This is a genomic window from Sphingomonas sp. Leaf412, assembly GCF_001425405.1.
Taxonomy (GTDB): Bacteria; Pseudomonadota; Alphaproteobacteria; order Sphingomonadales; family Sphingomonadaceae; genus Sphingomonas.
In genome coordinates, this window is sequence record NZ_LMQP01000001.1 from 259,194 (window position 1) to 283,325 (window position 24,132).

The 24,132-nt window shown below is 70.5% G+C and carries 21 protein-coding genes; 10 read left to right on the forward strand and 11 right to left on the reverse strand.

Features of this window, described 5'->3' with window-relative positions:
- Positions 1-139: 139 nt before the first annotated feature.
- A complete protein-coding gene (locus ASG29_RS01110; protein ID WP_055978950.1) occupies positions 140-2,533 on the reverse strand; it encodes a hypothetical protein in 2,394 nt (797 codons plus the stop codon).
- 212 nt (positions 2,534-2,745) lie between these two features.
- On the opposite strand from ASG29_RS01110, the gene ASG29_RS01115 reads away from it, so the two are divergent.
- The 3 genes from ASG29_RS01115 to ASG29_RS01125 are packed head-to-tail and all read left to right on the forward strand — an operon-like array spanning position 2,746 to position 7,805.
- Complete coding sequence (locus tag ASG29_RS01115; protein ID WP_055978953.1) at positions 2,746-4,245, forward strand: NAD(P)/FAD-dependent oxidoreductase; 1,500 nt, start codon at positions 2,746-2,748, stop codon at positions 4,243-4,245.
- A gap of 17 nt (positions 4,246-4,262) precedes the next feature.
- Entirely contained in the window at positions 4,263-6,119 is a 1,857-nt protein-coding gene (locus ASG29_RS01120; protein ID WP_156457826.1) for a hypothetical protein, read from the forward strand.
- A 9-nt stretch (positions 6,120-6,128) separates the two neighbouring features.
- Positions 6,129-7,805, forward strand: a complete 1,677-nt coding sequence (locus ASG29_RS01125; protein ID WP_055980653.1) for a hypothetical protein — start codon at positions 6,129-6,131, stop codon at positions 7,803-7,805.
- On the opposite strand, the gene ASG29_RS01130 is transcribed toward ASG29_RS01125, so the two are convergent.
- The 4 genes from ASG29_RS01130 to ASG29_RS01145 form a co-directional block, all read right to left on the reverse strand.
- Entirely contained in the window at positions 7,795-8,931 is a 1,137-nt protein-coding gene (locus ASG29_RS01130) for a GNAT family N-acetyltransferase (RefSeq protein ID WP_055978961.1), read from the reverse strand. The two genes, ASG29_RS01125 and ASG29_RS01130, sit on opposite strands and share 11 nt — an antisense overlap.
- 32 nt (positions 8,932-8,963) lie before the next feature.
- Positions 8,964-9,461 (reverse strand): Dps family protein, encoded by a 498-nt coding sequence (locus tag ASG29_RS01135; RefSeq protein WP_414883929.1) that lies wholly within the window; start codon positions 9,459-9,461, stop codon positions 8,964-8,966.
- A 90-nt stretch (positions 9,462-9,551) separates the two neighbouring features.
- Positions 9,552-10,103 (reverse strand): TMEM165/GDT1 family protein, encoded by a 552-nt coding sequence (locus tag ASG29_RS01140; protein ID WP_235532722.1) that lies wholly within the window; start codon positions 10,101-10,103, stop codon positions 9,552-9,554.
- A gap of 16 nt (positions 10,104-10,119) precedes the next feature.
- Positions 10,120-10,422: a hypothetical protein gene (locus ASG29_RS01145; RefSeq protein ID WP_055978970.1), complete on the reverse strand. Its 303-nt coding sequence runs from the start codon at positions 10,420-10,422 to the stop codon at positions 10,120-10,122.
- A 149-nt stretch (positions 10,423-10,571) separates the two neighbouring features.
- Here ASG29_RS01145 and rpmG point away from each other — a divergent pair, with 149 nt between their 5' ends.
- Positions 10,572-10,739 carry a 50S ribosomal protein L33 gene (gene rpmG / locus ASG29_RS01150; RefSeq protein ID WP_055978973.1) on the forward strand — a complete coding sequence of 56 codons (168 nt, stop codon included), beginning with the start codon at positions 10,572-10,574 and terminating at the stop codon, positions 10,737-10,739.
- Between the two features lie 351 nt (positions 10,740-11,090).
- Here rpmG and ASG29_RS01155 read toward each other — a convergent pair whose 3' ends face one another.
- On the reverse strand, positions 11,091-11,453 hold the full coding sequence (locus tag ASG29_RS01155) for a response regulator (RefSeq protein ID WP_055978976.1): 363 nt from the start codon (positions 11,451-11,453) through the stop codon (positions 11,091-11,093).
- 39 nt (positions 11,454-11,492) lie between these two features.
- Here ASG29_RS01155 and ASG29_RS01160 point away from each other — a divergent pair, with 39 nt between their 5' ends.
- The 5 genes from ASG29_RS01160 (at position 11,493) to ASG29_RS01180 (ending at position 16,590) form a co-directional block, all read left to right on the forward strand.
- Positions 11,493-11,771 (forward strand): DUF3572 domain-containing protein, encoded by a 279-nt coding sequence (locus tag ASG29_RS01160; RefSeq protein ID WP_055978979.1) that lies wholly within the window; start codon positions 11,493-11,495, stop codon positions 11,769-11,771.
- Positions 11,768-12,394 (forward strand): hypothetical protein, encoded by a 627-nt coding sequence (locus ASG29_RS01165; RefSeq protein WP_055978981.1) that lies wholly within the window; start codon positions 11,768-11,770, stop codon positions 12,392-12,394. The genes ASG29_RS01160 and ASG29_RS01165 overlap by 4 nt, the downstream gene beginning before the upstream one ends.
- A 1,023-nt stretch (positions 12,395-13,417) precedes the next feature.
- Positions 13,418-13,888 carry a RidA family protein gene (locus ASG29_RS01170; protein ID WP_055978984.1) on the forward strand — a complete coding sequence of 157 codons (471 nt, stop codon included), beginning with the start codon at positions 13,418-13,420 and terminating at the stop codon, positions 13,886-13,888.
- 170 nt (positions 13,889-14,058) lie between these two features.
- Positions 14,059-15,660: a cisplatin damage response ATP-dependent DNA ligase gene (locus ASG29_RS01175; RefSeq protein ID WP_055978987.1), complete on the forward strand. Its 1,602-nt coding sequence runs from the start codon at positions 14,059-14,061 to the stop codon at positions 15,658-15,660.
- 96 nt (positions 15,661-15,756) lie between these two features.
- Positions 15,757-16,590, forward strand: coding sequence for a DMT family transporter (locus tag ASG29_RS01180; RefSeq protein WP_055978990.1), 834 nt, complete (start codon positions 15,757-15,759; stop codon positions 16,588-16,590).
- A 12-nt stretch (positions 16,591-16,602) separates the two neighbouring features.
- Here ASG29_RS01180 and ASG29_RS01185 read toward each other — a convergent pair whose 3' ends face one another.
- The 5 genes from ASG29_RS01185 to ASG29_RS01205 all read right to left on the reverse strand — a co-directional run bounded on the left by ASG29_RS01185 (position 16,603) and on the right by ASG29_RS01205 (position 23,027).
- Complete coding sequence (locus ASG29_RS01185) at positions 16,603-18,279, reverse strand: AMP-binding protein (protein ID WP_055978993.1); 1,677 nt, start codon at positions 18,277-18,279, stop codon at positions 16,603-16,605.
- 46 nt (positions 18,280-18,325) lie between these two features.
- Positions 18,326-18,541, reverse strand: a complete 216-nt coding sequence (locus tag ASG29_RS01190) for a hypothetical protein (RefSeq protein ID WP_055978996.1) — start codon at positions 18,539-18,541, stop codon at positions 18,326-18,328.
- Positions 18,542-18,604: 63 nt separating this feature from the next.
- On the reverse strand, positions 18,605-20,278 hold the full coding sequence (locus ASG29_RS01195; RefSeq protein WP_055979000.1) for a sensor domain-containing diguanylate cyclase: 1,674 nt from the start codon (positions 20,276-20,278) through the stop codon (positions 18,605-18,607).
- Positions 20,279-20,377: 99 nt separating this feature from the next.
- Positions 20,378-22,699, reverse strand: coding sequence for an ATP-dependent Clp protease ATP-binding subunit ClpA (gene clpA / locus ASG29_RS01200; RefSeq protein WP_055979003.1), 2,322 nt, complete (start codon positions 22,697-22,699; stop codon positions 20,378-20,380).
- Between the two features lie 130 nt (positions 22,700-22,829).
- A complete protein-coding gene (locus ASG29_RS01205; protein WP_055979006.1) occupies positions 22,830-23,027 on the reverse strand; it encodes a DUF1192 domain-containing protein in 198 nt (65 codons plus the stop codon).
- Positions 23,028-23,116: 89 nt separating this feature from the next.
- Between ASG29_RS01205 and ASG29_RS01210 the strand changes: the two genes are divergently transcribed.
- Complete coding sequence (locus tag ASG29_RS01210) at positions 23,117-24,118, forward strand: NAD(P)H-quinone oxidoreductase (RefSeq protein ID WP_200932334.1); 1,002 nt, start codon at positions 23,117-23,119, stop codon at positions 24,116-24,118.
- Positions 24,119-24,132 lie beyond the last annotated feature (14 nt).

Genomic DNA, 24,132 nt, shown 5'->3' on the forward strand with positions numbered 1-24,132 from the left:
GATGGCGCGGGCCGGGACAAGCAGTGGCGTGGACGACCCTTCGTTCGCCTCCCCCGTTCTCCCGCGAAGGCGGGAGTCCAGGCTGGGTTCCCGCCTTCGCGGGAACACAAAGGCGCGCGCGCCCCGCCCCGGCTTCACCTCACCTCTTCCCCGTCGCCACCCGGATCACCGCATCGGGTGCGTCGTGCAGCTTCAGGAACAGGGCGTCGCCCGCCGGATGCGGCACCTCCAGCCTGTCGTCGACGAAGCCCGCGGGCACCGCCTTGGCGTGCGCGAAGTCCGCCGCGGGCGCGACCGCGGCGATCAGGAACATCTTCTGCCCCGACAGGGTGCACGTCGCCCTGCGCACGCACGACAGCGCATCAAGCTCGGGCAGCCGCACGACCTGCGCGATCGGCAGCCACTCGCCCGCCACGCCGTCGATCACCAGCCGCGCCTGCACCGCGCCCGTCGCGCCCGCGCCCAGCGCGTCCTTCGGCGCCAGCGTCGCGACCGCGATGTCGTCGCCCACGATCTGCAACGTTCCCGCCGCGACGGTCAGCGTCGCCGCCCCGCTGCCGTCGACCGCGGCGATCTCCACCCGATCCGCGGCGTCGAGCCGCGCGTTGGCCGCGCGCAGCGAGAACACGATCCGTCCCCCCATCGGCACCACGCCCTGCGGCAGGGTCAGCGCCAGCCGCCCCGGCGCGGCGGGCGCGTCGACGTTGCGGCTTACCAATGCCACCTTCGGCCGCGGCGGCGCGATCGTGACCGCGACGGCGGCGCCGCGCCCGTCGCGCAGCCGCACCCGCCCGGTCAGGTCCGCGCCCGGTTCCGGCGCCGCGGTTGCCTCCCCCGGCTTCGTCTCTCGCGCCGTCATCGTCATCGTCAGCCGGTCGGCATCGTCGCGTCGCGTCAGCGCACCGGGAAGGAACGTCAGCCCCGCGACGGTCAGCTCGGTCACCTGGTCCAGCCGCGCGCCCGTCAATTCGCCCGCGGTCTCGCCCGTGTGCAGCGTGAACCCGTCCAGCCGGCTCGCCTCGGTCCGCGCCACCAGCGGCAGGGTCGCAGGCGCGCCGCCGAACGGCGTCACCACCAGCGCCATGTCGCCCGCGCGCGCCTTGGCCAGCGGCAAGGTCGCCACGATCTCGTCGCTGCCCGCGACCTTGAACGCCACCGGCTTCACGCCCCCCACCGCATCGCGCAGGCCCAGGCGGTCGACGCACGACGACGCGCCGCCGGTCAGCGTCAGCGGATGGTCCCGCCCGACGATGACGGTCGTATCCGGGCGCGCGGTCCAGGCGCCGGCGGCGCCGTTCTGCACCGCGAACGCGGGTCCGGTGAACCGGTCGAAGCCCCAGGCGCCGGTCAGCACCGCCTCCCTGATCGCGGCGGTGCCGATCGCCGCCGCGGGGCTGCCCGCCAGGATCAGGCCGCCGCGCTCCGCATCCGCCGTCACCGGCACGTCCACCGTCCTGCCGTCGGCGGTGACGACATGCAGGCGCAGGTCGCGCGCATAATCGGTCGCGAACAGCAACGGCGCATCCTCGACCGGAAGGACGATGTCCGGGCGCGTCAGGCACGCCAGGTCCGCCTTCGCACGCATCGCCGGGCCGCGCTCCCCGCCGATCGGGGGCAGCGGCACGACCAGCACCGATTTCGGGTTCTGGAACGATGGCGCGGTGTTCAGTTGCAGCGTCAGCCGGTCGCCCGCCCCCACGCCCAGCGCGGGGATATACTGGTAATTGGCGGTCCGGAACGCGCCGAACAGTCGCGCCACGTCGCGCGCCAGCCCGATGTACGGGCTGTAATATCCCGCCCCGCCCTCGCGCGTGGCGGCAATGGAATAGGCGACCTCGGTCGGCGTGCCGGTCAGCGCATCGGCCAGCGTGCTCGTGCGCCCGGTCTGGAGCACCAGCCCGTCGCGATTCTGCGTCAGGCACGCCGCCTGCAACGCGCGCGGCCGCGCCAGGCATTCGGCGTTCAACCGGATCGCCAGCGCGCCCGCCAGTTTCGGCGACACCGCGGCCAGTCGCTCCGGCGTCGCCTCCTCCACCCGCGCCACGCCCGCCACGAACGCCTCCAGCCGCGCGCGGTCCAGCGACGCCTGGTACAGGTCCTGCGCCGCGCGGACGAACGCGCCGGGCTTCCCCCGCACCGCGTCGATCACCGCGCTCCGCCCGCCGCCGGTATCGGGCGCGAGGAACGCGATCGCCTGTTCCGCGCCCGCGGGCACCACGATGGTCAGCCGCGCCTTCTTCGGCTTCCACGTCTCCGCCACCGCGAACCAGGTCTTGGGCGGCGGATTGGTCGCGCCGCGCAGGAACGCGACGACCAGCAGGTAGCGCGCGGACTGGTCCGCGGGCAGGTCCGCCGCCACGCTCAGCCGGTCCCCCGCCGCCAGCGCGGGCACCTGCGCGATCGGCAGCGCGGCGTCGCCGCGCGCGACCGTGATGGTCAGCGCGGGGCCGGGCAGGTCGAACGTCCCCTGCGCCCGCGCCGGGGCGGCGTGGAGGACGAGGGCGGCGAGAAGGAACAGCAGGAAGGCACGCATCGCGGGCGGGTATAGAACGGCGGGCTCGAACGATGCCACCGCCGTTCCTGCAAATCGCACGATCCGCTCCCCCCACCCTCCGCCCCGCCCCTCCCCTCCGTTCGGCCTGAGCGAAGTCGAAGGCCACGCGCACGTGCTTCGACTGCGCTCGTTAACGCGTCCTCAACCATCCTGCGTCATTTCCCGGTCACCTGATTTGTGGGGGATGAAGGATGGCCCAGACGGGCGATGCGGTGGACGTGGCGATCATCGGTGCGGGCCCGGCGGGCCTGACCGCGGGCTATCTGTTGGCGAAGGCGGGCTATTCGGTCGCGCTGGTGGAAAAGGACCCGCACCACGTCGGCGGGATCAGCCGCACCGCCAGCCACGAGGGCTTCCGCTTCGACATCGGCGGGCACCGCTTCTTCTCGCGCTCGAAGGAGGTCGTCGACCTCTGGAACGAGCTCCTTCCCGACGATTTCATCGAACGCCCGCGGATGAGCCGCATCTATTACCAGGGCAAGTTCTACAGCTACCCGCTGCGCGCGTTCGAGGCGCTGGGGAACCTGGGCGTCTGGCGCTCGACCTTGTGCATGACGAGCTTCGCGAAGGCGAAGCTGTTCCCGAACCGCGACGTGAAGAGCTTCGAGGACTGGACCGTCAACGCCTTCGGAAGGAAACTGTATTCGATCTTCTTCAAGACCTACACGGAAAAGGTGTGGGGCATGCCCTGCGACCAGATGAGCGCGGACTGGGCGGCGCAGCGGATCAAGGGGCTCAGCCTGTGGGGCGCGGTCACCGACGGGCTGAAGCGCTCGCTCGGCCTGAACAAACGCCCCAACGACGGGATGCAGACCAAAACGCTGCTGGAAAGCTTCCGATACCCGCGCCTCGGTCCGGGCATGATGTGGGACGCCGCGCGCGACCGTATCGTGGAACGCGGCGGACGCGTGCTGATGGGGCAGGCGCTGAAGCAATTGTCGTTCAACGACGCGACGCAGCGCTGGACCGTGTCCGCGGGCGAGGCGACGCTGAACGCCGCGCACGTCATCTCCTCGGCGCCGTTGCGCGAGCTGGCGACGCGGCTCCACCCGCTTCCCGCCGCGCTGCCGCAGGCGGCGGAGCTGAAGTATCGCGATTTCCTGACCGTCGCATTGATGGTCCGCTCGCCCGACCTGTTCCCCGACAATTGGATCTACATCCACGACGACAAGGTGAAGGTGGGGCGGATCCAGAACTTCCGCAGCTGGTCGCCCGAAATGGTGCCCGATCCCGACATCGCGTGCGTCGGCCTGGAATATTTCTGCTTCGAAGGCGACGGCCTGTGGTCCGCCGCGGACGACGACCTCGTCGCGCTGGCGACGAAGGAGATGGCCGCGCTGGGCCTGTGCTCCCCCGACCATGTCGTCGGCGGCACCGTGGTGCGGCAGGAGAAGGCCTATCCGGTGTACGACGAGGATTACGCCGCCAACGTCGACATGGTCCGGCGCGAGATCGAGGCGCGCTGGCCCACGCTCCACTGCGTCGGGCGCAACGGGATGCACCGCTACAACAACCAGGACCACGCGATGATGACCGCGATGCTGACGGTCCGCAACATCCAGGCCGGCGCGCGCGTGTACGACGTGTGGGCGGTGAACGAGGACGCCGAATATCACGAAAGCGGCAACGAGGGCGAACAGGCCGCGCTCGCCAGCGTGCGCCAGGTGCCGTCGCGGCTGAAGGCCGCCTGAGGCGGATCGCCGACGCCGTGGAAAGACCCCACCCAAACCCCTCCCCCGAAGGGGAGGGGCCGGGCTCCGTCACCCGCACGCCCCGCTCCCTGGCCCCGACGATCCTCGCCGGCTGGTTCCTCGCCGCCCTCGTCCTGCTCGCCACGAGCGCCGGCGCCATCGCGGCGCTGCGTTTCCCCGATCCCGACGACGCGATGCGCCTGATGCAGGTGCGCGACTGGCTGGCGGGGCAAAGCTGGTGGGACGTGGGGCAGCACCGGCTCGACGGCGGACGCTTCGCGATGCACTGGTCGCGGCTGGTCGACCTGCCCGTCGCGGGCGTCGTGCTGGCGTTCGATCCGTTGGTCGGGCGGGACGCCTCGACGCGCATCGCGATGACGGTGGTGCCGCTCGTCACCCTGCTCGCGATCATGGCGCTCGCCGCCGCGATCACGCGCCGCGTCGCGGGCGCGGCGCCCGCGCGCCTGGCGGTCCTGTTTGTCCCGCTGTCGGTGCCGATCATCTATCAGGCGCGGCCGATGCGGATCGACCACCACGGGTGGCAGATCGTGCTGGCGCTCGTCGCGGTGCTGGCGCTGCTGGGGCGGCCCACGCCGCGGCGCGGCGCGCTGGCGGGCCTCGCGCTCGCGACGCTGCTGACCGTGTCGCTGGAAGGATTGCCGATCGCCGCCGCGATCGCGGGTGTCGCCGCGCTCGCCTGGGCGCTCGATCCGCGGCGCGGCGGCTTCCTCGCCGCCCTGGGGGCGACGCTGGCCGGGGCGGCGGCGCTGCTCCACCTCGCGACCCGCGGTCCCGGCTGGGCGACGCCCGCCTGCGACGCGGTCGCGCCCGCCTGGCTCGCCGCGCTGGCGATCGCGGGCATCGGCGTCGCGGCGGCCACCGCTGTCGCGTACCGCACCGTCGCCCTGCGGCTGGCCTCGCTGGCTCTGGTCGGCGGGGCGAGCGCCGCCGGGCTCGTCGCGCTCGCGCCCGATTGCCTGTCGGGGCCGTTCGCGACCCTGCCGACGATCGTGTATCGATTATGGTATCTGTGCGTGCGCGAGGGCCGCCCGTTGTGGGAACAGATGCCCGCCTGGGCGGTGATGACGATCGGACTGCCGCTGGCGGGGCTGGTCGGGACGATCGGCGCGCTGCGCGAGCGGCGCGGCGCCCGCCGGACGCGCTGGGCGATCCTGCTCACGCTCCTGCTCGCCGCCACGCTGCTGGCGTTGCTGGTCAATCGCGCGGGCGCGACCGCCAATGCGCTCGCCGTTCCGGGCGCGGCGGTCCTGCTCCAGCGCCTGCTGGCGCGCGCCCGCGCGGTGCCGCGCGCGGTCCCCCGGACGCTGGCGACCGCCGGCGCCCTGCTCGCCGCCTCGCCGGGGCAGGCGGGCGCGATCCTCCTGACGCTCGCCAACACGGTCGATTCGCCGGAAGGCCGCGCCGCGCGCGTCAACGACTGGCATCGCCGCCCGTGCGCCGACTTCACCGATGCGCGCGTACTGGCGCGGCTCGGCGCGACGACCGTCTTCGCGCCGATCGACATCTCCCCCGACATCGTCGCCACCACCCCGCTTCATGCGATCGCGGGCGGCTATCACCGCAATGCCGCCGCGATGGCACGCGTGATGGAGGGGTTCACCGCTGCGCCCGACGCGGCGAAGGTCGCGATCGCCGCGACGGGGGCCAGCCACGTCGTCGCCTGTCCGGGACTGAACGAAACCGATCTGTACCGCCAGGCCGCGCCCGACGGCCTGTGGTCGCGGCTCGAACGCGGGGAGCGGATCGCGTGGCTGCGCCAGGTGCCGATGCCCGGCCCCGTCCTGGCGTGGCGCATCGTTCCCGATCGCGCGGCGCGCGTCATCCCCTTGCGGGAAGGGCCTCCCCCGCCGTAGGGCGTGGCCATGCAGGCACGACGCGAGCCGGATACCGCGCCGCTCCATTGGTGGCAGACGCGCTGGTTCGTGATCGCGGCGACGCTGCTGGCGTGCGTGCCCCTCCTGCTGCCCGACATCGCGCCGATCGTCGATTTGCCCGGCCACATGGGGCGCTACCGCGTCCAGCTGGATCGCGGCGCGCATCCGTGGCTGGCGGAATGGTATGATTTCGACTGGTCGCTGATCGGCAACCTCGGCGTCGACCTGCTGATCGAGCCGCTGGCGCCGCTGATCGGGCTGGAACCCGCGGTTAAGCTGATCGTGATGGCGATCCCCGCGCTGACCGTCGCGGGCCTGCTGCTGATCGCGCGGGAGGTGCACGGCCGCATCCCCCCCACCGCCCTGTTCGCGCTCCCGCTCGCCTACGGCTATCCGTTCCAGTTCGGGTTCGTGAACTTCGCGCTGTCGATGGCCTTGGCGCTGTGCCTGTTCGCGCTGTGGCTGAACCTGGCGCGGCGCGGGCGGCTGGCGCTGCGCGCCGCCCTGTTCGTGCCGCTGTCGTGCCTGCTGTGGGTGTGCCACACGTTCGGCTGGGGCGTGCTGGGCGTCCTGGCCTTTTCGAGCGAGATGATCCGCCAGCACGACCTGCGCGGTACGAAGGCGAGCGGGCACTGGATCGAAAGCTGGGTACGCGCCGGCCTGGGCTGCGTCCCGCTGGCCCTGCCCATGGTGCTGATGGTCGCGTGGCGCTCGGGCGCCGACGTGACCGGGCAGACCGCGGACTTCTTCTACTGGCGGACGAAGATCGCGTGGCTGTTGATGAGCCTGCGGGACCGCTGGCTGTGGTTCGACGTCGCCGGAATGGCGGTCCTGTACCTCGTCCTGTTCAAGGCGGTGCGCGATCCCCGGCTCGGCTATTCGCGCCACCTGGGCCTGTCCGCGCTGTTCATCCTGGCGGTCTACATCCTGTTGCCGCGCATCGTGTTCGGCTCGGCCTATGCCGACATGCGGCTGGCGCCCTACCTGCTGGCGTTCGCGATCATCGCGATCCGGCCGCAGCCGGGGGCGACGATCCGCCACGCCGCGATATGGGCGATGCTGGGCCTGGCCTTCTTCCTCGTGCGCATCGGCGCGCAGACCGTCAGCTACGCGCGCTTCGCCGACGATTACCGGCAGGAACTGGCGGCGCTGGACCACGTCCCCGTCGGCGCGCGGCTCATCAGCTTCGTCGGGCACAATTGCCGCAACGACTGGCGCATGTCGCGGCTGGAACATCTGCCCGCGCTCGCGCTGGAACGGCGGCTGGCCTACACCGACGATCAATGGTCGATGGCGGGCGGGCAGCTGATGACCACGCGCTATGCGGCCGCGGGCGGCTTCTCGCACGATCCGACGCAATTGGTGACGGCGCAGCGGTGCCGCGGCGAATGGTGGCGGCCCGTCGATTACGCGCTGGCCCGCTTCCCGCGCGCGGCGTTCGACTATGTGTGGCTGATCCGCCCGCCGACGTACCAGGAGCGCTTCATCCCCGACCTGAAGCCGGTGTGGCGGTCTCCCGACAGCAACTCCGTCCTGTACCGCGTCGACCGCTCGATCCCGCCGGTGGAGGCGACCGACGAGGAACTGGGCATCCCCGCCTATATCGTCGAATTCATCCGCCGCCGCCGCGAGGCACTGATCCGCGCGGGCGTCATCACGAACTGACCCTCCTGAACGGCGTCATCTGCGCCAGCACCGCCTGATCCTGCTCCACCGCCTCGCGCTCGCGCTGGAGGAACCCCGCCACCGCGCGGCGGAAATTGGGGTCGGGGATGAAATGCGCCGACCATGTCGGCACCGGGGCATAGCCGCGCGCCAATTTGTGCTCCCCCTGCGCCCCCGCCTCCACCCGCGCCAGACCGCGCGCGATCGCGGCGTCGATCGCCTGGTAATAGCACAGCTCGAAATGCAGGAACGGCACCTCCTCGGTACAGCCCCAGTAGCGCCCGTACAGCGCGTCGCCCCCGATCAGGTTCAGCGCGCCCGCCACCGGCCGCCCGTCGCGCTCGGCAAGGATCAGCAGCACGCGATCCCCCAGCGCCTCGCCCAGCATCGGGAAGAACGCGCGCGTCAGGTACGGCTGCCCCCATTTGCGCGCCCCGGTATCCTGATAGAATGCCCAGAACGCCGCCCATTCGCGCGCGCCGATCTCAGCCCCCGCCAGGTGCCGGATCGTCAGGCCCTCGACCGCCGCGGCGCGCTCCTTGCGGATCGCCTTGCGCTTGCGGCTCGACAGGTCGGCCAGGAAATCCTCGAACCCGGCATAGCCGCGATTGGCCCAGTGGAACTGCGTCCCCTCGCGCACCAGCCACCCCGCCGCCTCGAACGCGGGCAGCTGCGCCTCCTCCACGAAGGTCGCATGCGCGCTCGACAGGCCGTGCCGCTCCACCACCGCTTCCAGCGCGGCGAGCAGCGACGGCGCGGCGGCGGGATCGCGCAGCAGCAGCCGCGGGCCGGGAACGGGGGTGAAGGGCGCCGCGATCTGCAACTTGGGATAATAGGCACCCCCCGCCCGCTCCCACGCATCGGCCCAGCCGTGGTCGAACACATATTCGCCCTGGCTGTGCGACTTGGCATAGGCGGGGGCGACCGCCGCGGGCCTGCCGTCCGCGCCGTCGACCACGACGGGCACCGGCTGCCACCCGCTCCGCCCCCCGACGCCCCCCGACGCCTCCAGCGCCGACAGGAAGGCGTGCCCGACGAACGGGTTGCCCGCCCCGGCGCAGGCGTCCCAGTCGGCGGCGGGGATGCTGGCGACGCCATCGGCGATACGCGCGGTGAGTGGTGTCATCGCGCCTTATGTAGGATGCGCGCGCCCATGCGTCAGCCCTTGCGGCTGGCCTCGAACAGGAACCACGCGCGTTCCTCCGCCTGGTCGGTCCATTCGTCGACGATGCCGCTGGTGGCATTGTCCTTCGCCTCGTCCGCGGCGTCCTTCACCTCGCGGAACCGCTCCACCAGCTTCAGGTTGTCGTCGCGCAGTTCGGACAGCATGTCCTCGGGCGAGACGAAGTCGCGGTCGTTGTCGACGATCGACTGGCGCCGCGTGATGTCGCCGATCGAGCGCAGCGTGGTGTTGCCGGTCTTGCGCACCCGCTCCGCGATGGCATCGGTCACGCCCAGGATCTGCGCCGCCTGGTCGTCCATCAACAGGTGATAGTCGCGGAAATGCGGCCCGGACACGTGCCAGTGGAAATTCTTCGTCTTCAGGTACAGCGCGAAACAGTCCGCCAGCGAAGCGTTCAGCGCGTCGGCGACGCTGCGCGTGTCGTTGCGGGCGAGATCGGTCGGGGTCTTCAGCGCGGGATTGATGTCGGCCACGGGTTCGGCTCCGTCGAATGATAACGGCCGCATAACGATCCCCGCACGGAATCGCTCCCGCCCCATCGCTCCCGCTCCGGCCGCGCCGGATCAGATCAGCCGTACCGCCGACAGGCCCATGACGACGCCCGCCAGCGTCAGCACGATTCCCGCGCCGATCCGGACTCCACGCAGCGGCAGCGCCAGCCACGCACGCTCCCCCATCGTGGCCGCCGCCGCGCCGACCAGCGCCGCGCCCAGCGTCGCTCCCACCGCCGCCGCCCATGGCAGGTCCGTCCGCGCCGCCAGCGCGGCGACGACGAACTGCATCCGGTCGCCGAACGCCATGATGAACAGGCCCAGGAACGCGGTGACCGGCCCCGGCAACCGCCACCGCGCCAGCGTCTCGGGCCGCGCGACGCGCCATCCGGTACCCAGCCCCGCCAATACCAGCGCAAGCGCCAGCAGCAGCAGTTTCGCCTCCGGCGTCAGGAACGCGGCGACCGTCAGCCCCGCGACCACCCCGATCGCGTAATTGGCCGCGAGCGCGAGGACCAGCGCCACGATCGTCGTCGCCCGCCCCAGCCGATCGGCCAGGATCGCGGCGAGCCACGGCGTCCGGTCCGACGCCTGCGTGATCGCGCCGAGCACCAGCGCGGCCATCAGCGCGTCCATGATGTCAGGCGGCGAACCGCACCGAACAGGCCGCGGCGAAGGCGGCGGACGCGGCCTCGTCCTGCCGTTCGCACGCCACCGCCTCCTGCAACATCGCCAGCCAGCCGTGGACCAGCGCGCCATGCTCGCCCCGCGCCAGCGCGCCTTCCAGCATGTGCGCGACCTTCACCGCGGGCAGCATCCGGTGCGCCGACGCGATCGCGCGGATGCGATCGACCTCCACCGCGACGCCGCGCGGGCCCCCGCGCCACTCGATCGCGCCGATCCGCCGCACCAGGTCCGCCTTCACCTCCGTCGTACCGATCATGGCGCATCCTCCTGCCGTGACCCTGCGCCGCGGCGGGTAAAGGCGGGGTAAAGCTTGACTCGCGGCGACGCGTACGCCATGCGCCCGGCCCTGTGTGGCGGCGGGGAAACCCTCGTCGCCCTTTCGTTTTCACCTGTCAGGAATTGGTCATGGCAAAGCCGACCACGGTAAAGATCAAGCTCGTCAGCTCCGCGGACACCGGCTTCTTCTACGTCACGAAGAAGAACCCGCGGACGAAGACCGAGAAGCTGAGCTTCAGCAAGTACGATCCCGTCGTGCGCAAGCACGTCGAGTTCAAGGAAGCGAAGATCAAGTGATCCAACGAGTCGCGTAGCGACCGTTGGATCATCCCGGCGAAGGCCGGGATCCAGAATTCAAGGGCGCGTAGCGACCGTTGGATCATCCCAGCGAAGGCCGGGATCCAGGATTCAAGGGCGCGTAGCGACCGTCGGGTCATCCCGGCGAAGGCCGGGATCGAGAGCCGCGGGCGGCAACGCCTCGCGGCTTTTGCCGTTTCGATCCGACGCCCTGCCCTCACCCTTCCGCGGCTTCGCCGCTCCCTCCCTCTCCCAACGGGAGAGGGAAGGGGCCCGCCGCCGAAGGCGGTGGGAAGGGTGAGGGCGGCCCGTTGGCTCGCTCCCGTCCGCCACGAACGGACAGCCCCAACCCTATACCAGCGCCCCCACCGCTTGGATGAATCGCGCCAGGCTGATCGGCTTGGACACATAGGCGTCCGCCCCCGCGGCGCGGATGCGGTCCTCGTCCTCGCGGCCGGCATAGGCGGTCACAGCCATGATCGGGATCCGGCGCAGGCTCTCGTCCGCCTTGATCTCCAGGATCAGTTCGTAGCCGGTGACGTGCGGCATCTGGATGTCCATCACGATCAGGTCGGGTTGCAACGCCCGCGCGCGCGCCACCGCCTCGCGCCCGTCCCGGACCGGCTCGGCGGAAAAGTCGTGCGCGCGGAGCAGGTCGCAGAAAAGCTTCAGGTTCAGTTCGTTGTCCTCGACAACGAGCACCCTTTTTGCCACCCGCCTGTGCTCCCGTTGCCGTGCGAAGATGAATACGCCATGCGAACCGCCAGCACAAACGAAGAAGCCGCCGAAACCACGGGCTTACGGGCGGTCGCCTGGATCATCGGCGACGACGACCGGGCGGGGCGCCTGCTCGCGCTGACCGGGCTCGACGCCGACGCGCTGCGCGACGGGCTGGGCGACCGCACGGTCCTGGCCGCGGTGCTGGCGTTCCTGGAATCGCACGAGCCCGATCTGCTCGCCTGCGCCGCCGCGCTGGAAACGTCCCCGGAAACCCTCGTCCGCGCCCGCGCCGCGCTGGAAGGATCGTCATGACCCGCCCGCTGCTCATCTCCGACTGCGACGAGGTGCTGCTGCACATGGTGCGCCATTTCGCCGACTGGCTGGGCGAGGCGCACGAGGTCGATTTCACCATCGGCACGTGGGAACTGGCACAATCGATGAAGCGTCGCGGCGACGGCGCGCCGCTGTCCCGCGAGGAGATGTTCGGCTTCCTCGGCGGCTTCTTCCCCGCGGAAATGGCGCGGCAGACGCTGGTGCCCGGCGCGAAGGAAGCGCTCGCGCGGCTGGCGGAGGTCGCGGACATCGTGATCCTGACCAACCTGGAGGATCATTGCCGCACCCACCGCATCGACCAGCTCGCCGCCTTCGGGATCGACCATCGCGTCGAATGCAACCAGGGCGGAAAGGGCGCGCCGGTGGCGCGGCTGGTGGCGGAGTTCGCGCCGTCGGTGACGGTGTTCGTCGACGACCTGCCGCATCATCATCAATCGGTGGCGGAGCATGCGCCGGGCGTATGGCGGCTGCACATGGTCAGCGAGCCGCAACTGTCCCCCGGCGTCCCGACCTCGCCCGCCGCCCATGCGCGGATCGACGACTGGGCCGATGCGGCGGACTGGATCGCGACGCGCTTCGAGGCGGGCCGCGCCGCCGCCTGACGCCGGCGCGGTGACGGGGTCCACGCGAAGACGCGAAGGATGATCGGTTCGCGCCGGGACGCGGAGGTTCAAAGGCATCACGCCTGCGGCGCCGTGGCGAACCACCACGGCGGGATCGGGAACGGACCGGTTCCCGCACGCGCGCACCCTTCTGCGCCTCTACGCAAACCCGATCTTCATCGGACCTTCGCGCCGTCGAAAATCAAGGCACCACGACGCCCCCCTCCCCCCGACCGAGGCGCCGCGCTGTCCTACATCGCGCGCGGAGCGTACAATCGCCCCATGCCCGCCCCCGCCCCGACCCGCCCCGTCGCCGCATATTCGTCACGGACTAGGTCGGCGGGGAGTCCGCACCACCGACGTGGCGTGAACTTCGTCAACTTCCGCACGTCCCGCCCGTGCCCGGAGGCACCGCACCATGATTCGCGCGAAGACGCGAAGGCGTCCCGCCTGTCGCGACATGGCCCGAACGACCACGACCGGCTCGGGAATGCGACGCCCCCCGCAAGCGCACCCCCTCCGCGCCTCCGCGCCTCCGCGCGAACCGATCTTCTTCCTTCGCGCCTTCGCGCCTTCGCGAGAATCAACGCCCCCATCGAACCGCCCGTCGCCACGCAACCTTCACGGCGGACGCCGCCGAGGAATCTGCGACGCGGGTGTGGCGTGAACTTTGTGAACTTCCGCGCGTGCCGTCAGTGTCACGACAAGGTTCGCGCGAAGACGCAAAGACGCGAAGAGTGGTTGATGCGCGCAGAGGCGCAGAGGACGCGGAGGCGTCCCGCCCGTCGCGCCGTTGCCCACAACGCGACACCGGGATCGGTACGATATCATTCCCGCAACCGCAGCGCCTCCGCGCCTCCGCGCGAACCCGACCTTCTTCGCCGTCGCGCGAATCGATTCCGCCCCGCACCGCGCGCAAGACAGACGGACCGACCGCAATAGGTGCGTATCGACTCAACATTCGCAACATTCGCGCCCGGCCGTGCCCTTGACCCCCGCGCCGCGCGCCAGCAGGAGGCCCGCATGACCGACCGCATCGACCGCACGCTCGCCGACCTCGGCCTCGCCCTCCCGCAGGCCGCGGCCCCCGTCGCCTCCTACGTCCCCGTGGTGGAGGCCGGCGGCCTGCTCCACGTGTCCGGACAGCTGCCGTTCCGCGACGGAAAGGTCGTCACCGGCCGCCTCGGCGACGGCACCAGCCTTGAGGACGGGCAGGAAGCGGCGAAGCTGTGCGCGCTGATGGTCGTGGCGCAGATCAAGGCGCATCTGGGCAATCTCGGCCGCGTGGTGCGCGTCGTGAAGCTGGGCGTGTTCGTGAATTCCACCGCCGACTTCACCGACCAGCCGAAGGTGGCGAACGGCGCGTCGGACCTGATGGTCGCGCTGTTCGGCGACGCGGGCAAGCACGCCCGCGCCGCAGTCGGCGTCGCTGCGCTGCCGCTCGGCGCCGCGGTGGAGGTCGACGCGATCGTGGAGGTCGGCGCGGCGCTGTAGGGGCTGACGGCCGCGGCAATAATTGGGCTCCCGCGAAAGCGGGAGCCCAGAGCCGCGCGAACCGTGCGCCGTTGTCCTTCCACAACCCTGGGTTCCCGCCTGCGCGGGAACACAAGGCGCCGGGGATCGGAGACACGGCACCCCCACCCGCCCTCGCGCGTTCGCCCGTCATGCACGCCTTCGCCGCGCTCCTCGATGCCCTCATCTACACGCGGTCGCGCAATGCGAAGCTGAAGCTGATCGGCGATTACCTCCGCGCCACACCCGATCCCGATCGCGGCTGGGCGATGGCGGCGCTGACCGGCGACCTGGACCTGCCCGCGATCAAGCCCGCGCTGATCCGCACGCTGATCGAGGAGCGGACCGACCCCGTGCTCTTCCGCATGAGCCGCGATTACGTCGGCGACACCGCGGAAACGGTGTCGCTGCTCTGGCCCGAGCCCGAAGTGCCGGTGACGACCCCGCCGCTGACCGTCGCGGCCGTGGTGGACCGGCTGATGCACCTGTCCCGCGCCGACGCCCCCGCGGTGCTGGCGGGAATGCTCGACGCCTCGGACGCGGAGGAGCGGTTCGCGCTGCTCAAGATGGCGACCGGCGCGTTGCGCGTCGGCGTGTCGGCGCGGCTGGCGAAACAGGCACTGGCCGACGCCTTCGGCCTCGATGTCGACGCGGTGGAGGAGGTGTGGCACGGCCTCGACGCGCCCTATCCCACCCTCTTCGCCTGGGCGGAGGGGACGGGGGAGCAGCCCACGCCCGCCGACGTCCCCGTCTTCCGCCCCTTCATGCTGGCGCATCCGCTGGACGACCTGCGCGTCGACCTCGCCGATTACGTCGCGGAATGGAAATGGGACGGCATCCGCGTCCAGATCGTCCACGTCGTGAACGCCGAAGGAATTGGCGAGACCCGCCTCTACAGCCGCACCGGCGACGACGTCACCCGCGCCTTCCCCGACGTCGCCGCCGCCTTCTCGACCCCCGGCGTGCTCGACGGCGAACTGATGGTGAAGGGCGATGTGCAGGGCGGAGAAGCCGCCAGCTTCAACGCGCTCCAGCAACGGCTGGGGCGCAAGGTCGTGTCGGCGAAGATGCTGGCCGAAGCCCCCGCCTTCGTCCGCCTGTACGACATATTGTTCGACGGCACGGATGATCTGCGCGCCCTGCCCTGGAGCGACCGCCGCGCCCGGCTGGAGGCGTTCGCCCCGCGCCTCGACCCCGATCGCTTCGACGTCAGCGCCTTGGTCGAGGCACCCGACTTCACCGCGCTGGAGGGGATCCGCGCCGGCGCCCGCGACGCCGCGATCGAGGGGATGATGCTGAAACGCCGCGACAGCCCCTATGTCGCCGGGCGCCGCACTGGGCTGTGGTACAAATGGAAGCGCGACCCGCTGACCGCCGATTGCGTGATGATGTACGCGCAGCGCGGCAGCGGCCGGCGGTCAAGCTGGTACAGCGACTATACCTTCGGCTGCTGGACCGACGCGCCGGAAGAGGGGGGCGAACTGCTCCCCGTCGGCAAGGCGTATCAGGGGATCAGCGATCAGGAGATCGCGCAGCTCGACAAATTCGTACGCCAGAACACGCTGAACCGCTTCGGTCCGGTGCGCGAGGTGGAAAAGGCGCTGGTGCTGGAGATCGCGTTCGATTCGATCCACGAATCGAAACGCCACAAATCCGGCCTCGCGATGCGCTTCCCCCGGATCGTGCGGATCCGGACCGACAAGCCCGCGGTGGAGGCGGACACCCTAGCGGCGCTGCGGGCGTTGATGACATGAGGCGTCGACTGGGCGGCGCCGCCGGAACGATGCCGCCTACCCGCCCCGCCAGCGCCGCGCTGGTGGGCGTTCCGCACGCCGTATAATGCGGCGGGGATGAGCGACTGGACCCTCGCCGCCGGCCTGATGATCGCGTCGGGATCGATCCACGCCATCGTCAACGGCATCGTCAAGAGCGGGCGCAGCAAGATGGCGGCCCGCGCCGCGACCGACGGGACCAGCGCGCTGCTGCTGCTGCCCGCGACCGTGCTGGTGCCGTGGCCGACCGGCGCCGTCGGCTGGCTCGCGGCCAGCGCGGCGATCCACGGCCTGTACCTGATCGCGCTGGTGAAGGCATACGAGCGCGCCGACTTCTCCGCCGCCTATCCCGTCCTGCGCGGCGTCGCACCGCTGCTGACCGCGCTGGTGACGCTGGCGTGGCTGGGCGAACGCGCGACCACGGCGCAGATCGCGGGCATCGCGCTTCTGGGCGGCGGGATGGTGGGCCTCGCGATCGGGCGCCACCTGGACCGCGCCGCGCTCGGCTGGGCGGTGCTGACCGGGCGCTGCACCGCCGCCTATACCGTCATCGACGCGCAGGGCGTGCGGGCGGCCCCGTCGGTGGCAAGCTATATCGTCTGGTGCTTCGTCGTCATGGGGGTTGTTGTCGTGGCGCAGTTCGCGACGATGACCCGCGGGCGGGTATTCGCGGACATGCGCGCGCAATGGCGCCCCGCCGCGGTGGCGGGCGCGCTATCGATCGTCACCTACGGCATGGCGCTCTACGCCTTCTCGCTCGGCCCCACCGCTCCGCTGGCCGCGCTGCGCGAGACGGGCATGGTCACCGCGCTGCTGATCGGCGTCGTCTTCCTCGGCGAACGCGTGACGCGGCGGCGTGCGGCGGCGGTGGGGGCGATCCTGATCGGCGCGGCCTTGATCCTGTCGCGATAGGCGGGTCGGGCGTTACCAGCCCTCCAGCACCCGCACCTCCGCGATCAGGTCCTTGCGGCTCAGCTTCCCGATCATCGTCTTGGGCATCGCGTCGCGTACGGTCACCGCATCGACGCGTTCGTGCTTGCCGACCTGCGGGTTGACCCAGTCGCGCAGCGCGTCGCCCGTCACCGGCACCGCCTCAGGCTCCAGCGTCACGTACGCGCGCACGCGTTCGCCCGAATAGGCATCGGGCACACCGATCACCAGCGCCTCGCGCACCGCGGGATGCCGGTGCAGCACGGTCTCGATCCGGCTGGGAAAGACCTTGAACCCGCCGACGGCGATCATGTCCTTCAGCCGGTCGACGATCGCGACGAAGCCGTCCGCGTCGATCGTGCCGACGTCCCCGGTCCGCAGCCATCCGTCCGCGAACGTGTCCGCATCCGCGTCGGGCCGGTTCCAATATCCCGCCATGACCTGCGGCCCCTTCGCCACGATCTCACCGGGGCCGCCCGCGGGCGCCGGTTTCGTCGGGTCCTCCTTGTCCACCAGCCGCAATCGCGTGCCGGGCAGCGGCTGGCCGATCGTTCCCGGCTTCTGCACCCCCTCGTACGGATTGACGGTCAGCACGCCCGTGCTTTCCGACAGGCCATAGCCTTCGACCAGCGTCGCGTGCGTCGCCTCTTCCCACCGCGCCTTCAGGTCGGCGTTCAGCGCCGCGCCGCCGGAAATGCAGATGCGCAGGCCCGAAAAGTCGGTCTTCGCCATCCCGGGATGGTCCAGCAGCGCCTGGTACATCGTCGGCACGCCGGGAAGGGCGGTCGCCTTCGTCCGGTGCAGCGCGGCCAGCGCCGCCCCCGCCTCGAACCGCGGCAGCATCACGATCTCCCCCCCGGTCGCGATCGTGCGATTCATGACGCAGGTGTTGGCGAAGACGTGGAACAGCGGCAACGCGCCCAGGATGCGGTCGGGCAGGTCGGGATGCGGGTCCAGCGACGCCACCTGCCGCGCATTGGCCGCGACGTTGGCGTGCGTCAGTACCGCGCCCTTCGGCGTACCCGTCGTGCCCCCGGTATATTGGATCAGCGCCACGTCGCGCGCGGGATCGATGATCGCGGCGGGCAGCGCGCCGTCGTTCGCGATCAAGGCGGAAAAGGCGGTGACGCGCGCGTCGTCGGGCCGCGCCGCGACCTCCCTGCCCTTGAACAGGCGATAGAACAGCGACTTGCCCGCGGGCAATGCGCCCGCGACCGAGCCGACGATCACGCGCTCCAGCGAACTCTTCGCCAGTACCGCCAGCGCGTTCGGCAGCAGCGCGGTGGCGGACAGCGTGAACAGGACGCGCGTGCCCGAATCCTCTACCTGGTGCACCAGTTCGTCGACCGAATAGAGCGGGGAGAAATTCACGACCGTCGCGCCCAGCCGCAGCGCGCCGTGATAGGCGGCCAGGTAATGCGGCACGTTGGGCAGGAACAGCCCGATCCGGTCGCCCTTCCCATATCCCATCGCCGCCAGCCCGGTCGCGACGCGCCGCGCGCCGTCCGCGACCTCGGCATAGGAATATCGCCGCGCCATGAAGTCGATCAGCGCCCGCGCGCCGAACCGCGCGACCGAATCGTCGAACAGCGCGACCATCGATTCGGGTGGGAAGGCCGTTTCCCACGGCACGGGGTGGCGGTAGCCGTGGAGCCAGTCGGGATCGGTCATTGACACGGCTGTAAGCACGGCGTCGCCGCCGTCAACGCCGCCGCGGTCAGTGGATCAGGCGGTCCGCCGCATAGACCGCCGCCGCGGCCATCGCGTCCAGCGGCGGGGCGAGCTGCGCCTCGACCTGCGGGCCCCGGTCGGTATCGAACCCGATCGACAGCGTTCCGAAGGTCGGCCGATCGTGGTTCGCCACGACGAGCAGCGCGAACGCGGCGATCACGGCGGCGATGCGGCGGCGGCGGTAATTCGGCTGCTGGTCCATGGGACGCTGCATAAACCATGTCGCGCGATCGATACAATCGCCCACGCGGCGCTCAGGCGGCGCTCAGGCGGCAAGGCCCGGGGGCGCATGGCGCACGCGGTCGCGCCCCGCCTGTTTGGCGGCGAGCAGCGCCTGGTCGGCGCGCCGGTACAGCCGGCTCCAGTCCGCCTCCGTTACGATCGATCCCGCCTCGCTGCCCAGCGACGCCGTGACCGTCAGGTCGTAGGGCATCCGCGCCGCACGCACCGCGGTCAGCACGCTGTCGGCCAGTCCGGCGTGGTCGTCGCGGGCCAGGATCGCGAATTCCTCCCCCCCGATCCGCGCCACCAACGCGTCCGCCGGCGCCGCCTGTTCCAGCGCGCGGGCGAAGCGTCGCAGGACCTCGTCGCCCCGGTCGTGTCCCAGCGTGTCGTTGACGCGCTTGAAATGGTCGATGTCCGCCAGCACGAGCCGCCGCCGTTCCGGCTCGCCGATCGCCTCGCGCAGGAAGGCGCGCCGGTTGAGCAGCCCGGTCAGCGGATCGGTATCGGCCAGCGCACGCGCCGCCGCCTCCCCCGCGATCGCCGCATCGCGCTCGCCCATCAGCAGGCGGATGCGGTAGCTGATCGCGATCCCCGACAGCAACGCCTCCACCGTCATCGAGGCCAGCGTGGAATTGTCCAGCAGGAAGCTGAAGCGCACGAGGTGGAATTGCGCCGCCACGCGCATCGCCGCCAGCGCGATCGGCGCGGCCCATGCGATCCCGAACAGCCACAATTGATTGCTGCGCATCCGCCATGCGCGCCACAGCACGGCCACCGCGAAGATCGTCAGCGCCAGGAACGCGGCGCCGTAGATCTGGTCGAGCGCGAGTGCGTGCCACGGTGCCAGCGACGCGAACGCGACCGCACTGGCCAGCAACGTGCCGCTGACGATCCGCGCGGCGCGGCCCAGCACGCCGGCGAAGACGCGATCCTCGAAGAATCGCCGCGCGAACGCGACCGCCAGCACGCCGGCGAGCGCCAGCAGCAGGTAGTTCACGCGGATGCGATCGGTGTTGGCCATGCCGGTCCACCAGCCCAGCACCCCCGACGACGACGCGGCATAGCCGACCAGCGCGGCCAGCATCGCGCAATACGCCAGTTGGAAACGGTGCCGCAGCACCGCCCACAGCGCCAGGTTGTAGACGAACAACGCCAGGCACAATCCCGCGAACCCCGCGTACAGCGTGCCCAGCAGCAGGTTCGACCTGACGCTGTCGTCCGGGGTCGCCAGTCGCGGCTGCGCGACGATCCCGCGCGTGTTCGCGGCACCCTCGATCCGCCACAGCAGCGCGGTGGCACGCACCCCGCGCACGGGGACGGGCAGTTCCAGCACCGCACCGATCTGCAACGCCGCCGTCGCGTCGCGGTCGTCCATCGTCCGGGCCGTCATCGCGCCGTCGGCATAGGCGACGTACAGGGTCGCGCGCTCCTGCCACAGGCTCGCGCTGCGGATCGTGCGCGGCGACCGTCCCGCCTCCGTCGGCAGCCCGGTCGCCCGTACCCAGTAATCGCCCGGCCCCATCCGGTGCTGCGGCGTGGTGCAATCGTACCGACCGCGCGCCGTCAGCATCGCCGCGACATTGTCCCCGTCCGTCGCGCGCGCGACGCAGATCGCGACCGGCACGCCGATATCGGCGTTCTGCGCCGCCGCCGGCCGCGCCGCAAGCAGCGCGAGCAGGAGCAGAAGGCCGTTCAGGAAGCGGGCGATCCCCATGCGACCGGGGTAGCGGCGGGGAAGCGAAGATATGGTAAAGGCGCCGCCCGCCTGCCGCGGACGACGCCTTTACGGGTAATTACATCGCGATACGGACGGCTACGCCTTCACCGTCGCGGCGCGCCCACCCTTCTTCTTCCCCGGCTTCTTCGGCGCCGATCCCTCGATCGTGAAGGACAGGGCGTTGTCCTTCAGCTTCACGGTCACCTCGCCGCCATGGACCAGCTTCCCGAACAACAGCTCCTCGGCCAGCGGCTGCTTGATCTTCTCCTGGATCAGGCGGCCCATCGGGCGCGCGCCGTACATCTTGTCATAGCCCTTGTCGGTCAGCCACTTCTTCGATTCGTCGTCCAGCTTGATGTGGACGTCGCGGTCGGCGAGCTGGAGTTCGAGCTGGAGGATGAACTTGTCCACCACCCGCGCGACGACCTCGGGCGGCAGGTAACCGAACGGCACGATCGCATCCAGCCGGTTGCGGAATTCCGGCGTGAACATCTTCTGCACCGCCTGCTCGTCCTCGCCCTCGCGCGTCAGGTTGCCGAAGCCCAAAGTCTCGCGCGCCATGTCGCTCGCGCCCGCATTGGTCGTCATGATGAGGATGACGTTGCGGAAATCCACCGACTTTCCGTGCTGGTCGGTCAGGCGGCCGTTGTCCATCACCTGCAACAGGATGTTGAACAGGTCGGGATGCGCCTTCTCGATCTCGTCCAGCAGCAGCACGCAATGCGGATTCTGGTCGACCGCATCGGTCAGCAGGCCGCCCTGGTCGAACCCGACATAGCCCGGAGGCGCGCCGATCAGCCGGCTGACCGAATGCCGCTCCATATATTCGGACATGTCGAACCGCTGGAGCGGGATGCCCATGATCGCGGACAATTGCTTGGCCACCTCGGTCTTGCCGACGCCGGTCGGGCCGGTGAACAGATAGTTGCCGATCGGCTTTTCCGGATCGCGCAGGCCCGCGCGCGACAGCTTGATCGCGGACGCAAGGTTCTCGATCGCCTTGTTCTGCCCGAACACCACGCGCTTCAGGTCGGTCTCCAGATGCTCCAGCACCTTCTTGTCGTCGGTGCTGACCGATTTCGGCGGGATCCGCGCCATCGTGGCGATGACCTGCTCGATCTCCTTCGCGGTGATCGTCTTCTTCCGCTTCGATGGCGGCACCAGCATCTGCATCGCGCCAACTTCGTCGATCACGTCGATCGCCTTGTCGGGCAGCTTGCGGTCGTTGATGTAGCGCGCCGACAGCTCCACCGCGCTCTTGATCGCGTCGGGCGTGTACTTGACCTTGTGATGGTCCTCGAACGCGCTGCGCAGGCCCGCCAGGATCTTGATCGTGTCCTCGATCGTCGGCTCGTTCACGTCGATCTTCTGGAACCGGCGCAGGAGGGCGCGGTCCTTTTCGAAATGATTGCGGAATTCCTTGTACGTCGTCGACCCGATACAGCGGATCGTGCCGCCCGACAGCGCGGGCTTCAGCAGATTGGACGCATCCATCGCCCCGCCGCTGGTCGCGCCCGCGCCGATGACGGTGTGGATTTCATCGATGAACAATACCGCGTCGGGCAGCTTTTCCAGTTCGTTGACGACCGCCTTCAGCCGCTCCTCGAAATCGCCGCGATAGCGCGTGCCCGCCAGCAGCGCGCCCATGTCCAGCGAGTAGATGACCGCGGGCTTCAGCACGTCGGGCACGTCGCCCTCGACGATCTTGCGCGCCAGCCCTTCCGCGATCGCGGTCTTCCCCACGCCGGGATCGCCGACGTACAGCGGGTTGTTCTTGCTGCGCCGGCACAGGATCTGCACCGTCCGGTCGACCTCCGCCATCCGCCCGATCAGCGGATCGACCTTCCCGATCTTCGCCTTCTCGTTCAGGTCGACGGTGAATTGCTTCAGCGCGCTCTCGCCCTTTTTCCCGTCCGTCGGCTTGTCCTTCTTCTCTTCCTCGGCGGCGCCCTTCACGCTGGTCGCCTCGGGGGTGGCGTTGCCCTTGCCGACGCCGTGCGAGATGAAGCTGACCGCGTCGAGGCGGCTCATGTCCTGCTGTTGCAGGAAATAGACGGCGTAGCTCTCGCGCTCGCTGAACAACGCGACCAGCACGTTGGCGCCCGTCACCTCGTCGCGGCCCGACGACTGCACGTGCAGGATCGCGCGCTGCACCACGCGCTGGAACCCGCTGGTCGGCTGGGGATCGGTCGTCCCTTCCACCTTCAATGCGCCCAGTTCGGTGTCGAGATAGGTGGCGACGGTCGATTTCAGGTCGCCGACGTCGACGCCGCACGCCGCCATCACCTGCCCGGCATGTTCGTCGTCGACCAAAGCCAGCAGCAGGTGTTCCAGCGTCGCATATTCGTGGCGGCGCGAGGACGCGGCCTCCAGCGCCTTGTGGAGCGTGGCTTCGAGGGCGCTCGCGAAAGAAGGCATTATGATACTCCGATCGGGCCGCGAGGCATGCGCGGCGCCTTTCCAACTATGTCGGAAGTCATGCGCTCCGCATCAAGCGCCGGGATGCGGCACCGGGGGCGATCGTCTCGCCGGTCCGGTGCGCCGGCGGTCACGACTTGAATAGCCGGTCGGCGCTTGCGCGATGGTTAACGGCGCCTTCGATCTTTCGTCGGCACCGCGCGATCTCGCGTTCCAGCGCCGCGACCCGCGCCTCCAGTTCCGCGACCGACAGGCGATCGAGATCCTCCGCCAGCAACGCAGGCAGGGGATCGCCCGATCCGGGGCCGAGAATGTCGTCCAGGTCCACGCGACACAGCGTTGACCCCCGCCGGGCCGAAGTCAATAAGCGCGGGGAGCGACCGCAGGACGATTTGCGGCGAAGGGGCGATGACACGAATGACCGACCTGCCGAACACGATGCTGGCGATCGATCCCGAGGCGCCCGGCGGGCCGGAGGTGCTGGTGCCCCGCGGGATCCCGGTGCCCGTGCCCGGCATGGGCGAGGTGCTGGTCCGCGTCGCCGCCGCGGGGGTCAACCGCCCCGACGTGCTCCAGCGCCGCGGCATGTACCCGCCCCCGCCCGGTGCGCCGAAGACGCTGGGCCTGGAACTGGCGGGCGAGGTGATCGCGCTGGGCGACGGGGCGGAACCTGCGCTGCTGGGACAGACCGTGTGCGCGCTCGTGGGCGGCGGCGGCTATGCCGAATATGCGGTCGTGCCCGCCGACCAGTGCCTGCCCGTGCCCGAGGCCTTGTCCGCGGTCGAGGCCGCGGCACTGCCCGAGACGCTGTACACCGTGTGGACCAATCTGTTCGAACGCGGCTACGCGACGGAGGGGGACACCGTCCTGGTCCATGGCGGCACCAGCGGGATCGGGACGATGGCGATCGCGCTCGCCAAGCTGTTCGGCCTGACGATCGTCGTCACCGCGGGCTCGGACGAGAAGGTCGCGGCGGCGACGGCGCTCGGCGCGCATCACGCGATCAACTACCGGACGGAGGATTTCGTCGCGCGGGTGAAGGACATCACCGGCGGGGCGGGCTGCGCCGTGGTGCTGGACATGGTCGGCGGCGACTATGTCCCGCGCAACCTGCAATGCCTGGCCGAAGACGGGCGGCACGTGTCGATCGCGGTGCAAGGCGGCGCGAGCGCCACGATCCCGATTTTCGACGTGATGCGCCGCCGCCTGACGCTGACCGGCTCCACGCTGCGCGCCCGCGATGCGGGGTTCAAGGCGCTGGTGACCGACGAGATCGCACGCACGGTGTGGCCGCATGTCGAGGCCGGCCGCCTGAAGCCAGCGATCGACCGAACGTTTCCGCTGGCGGAGGCGGCGGAGGCGCACCGCCGCATGGAGGCGGGGGATCACGTGGGGAAGATCGTGCTGACGATGGGCTGACCGGACGGCGCATG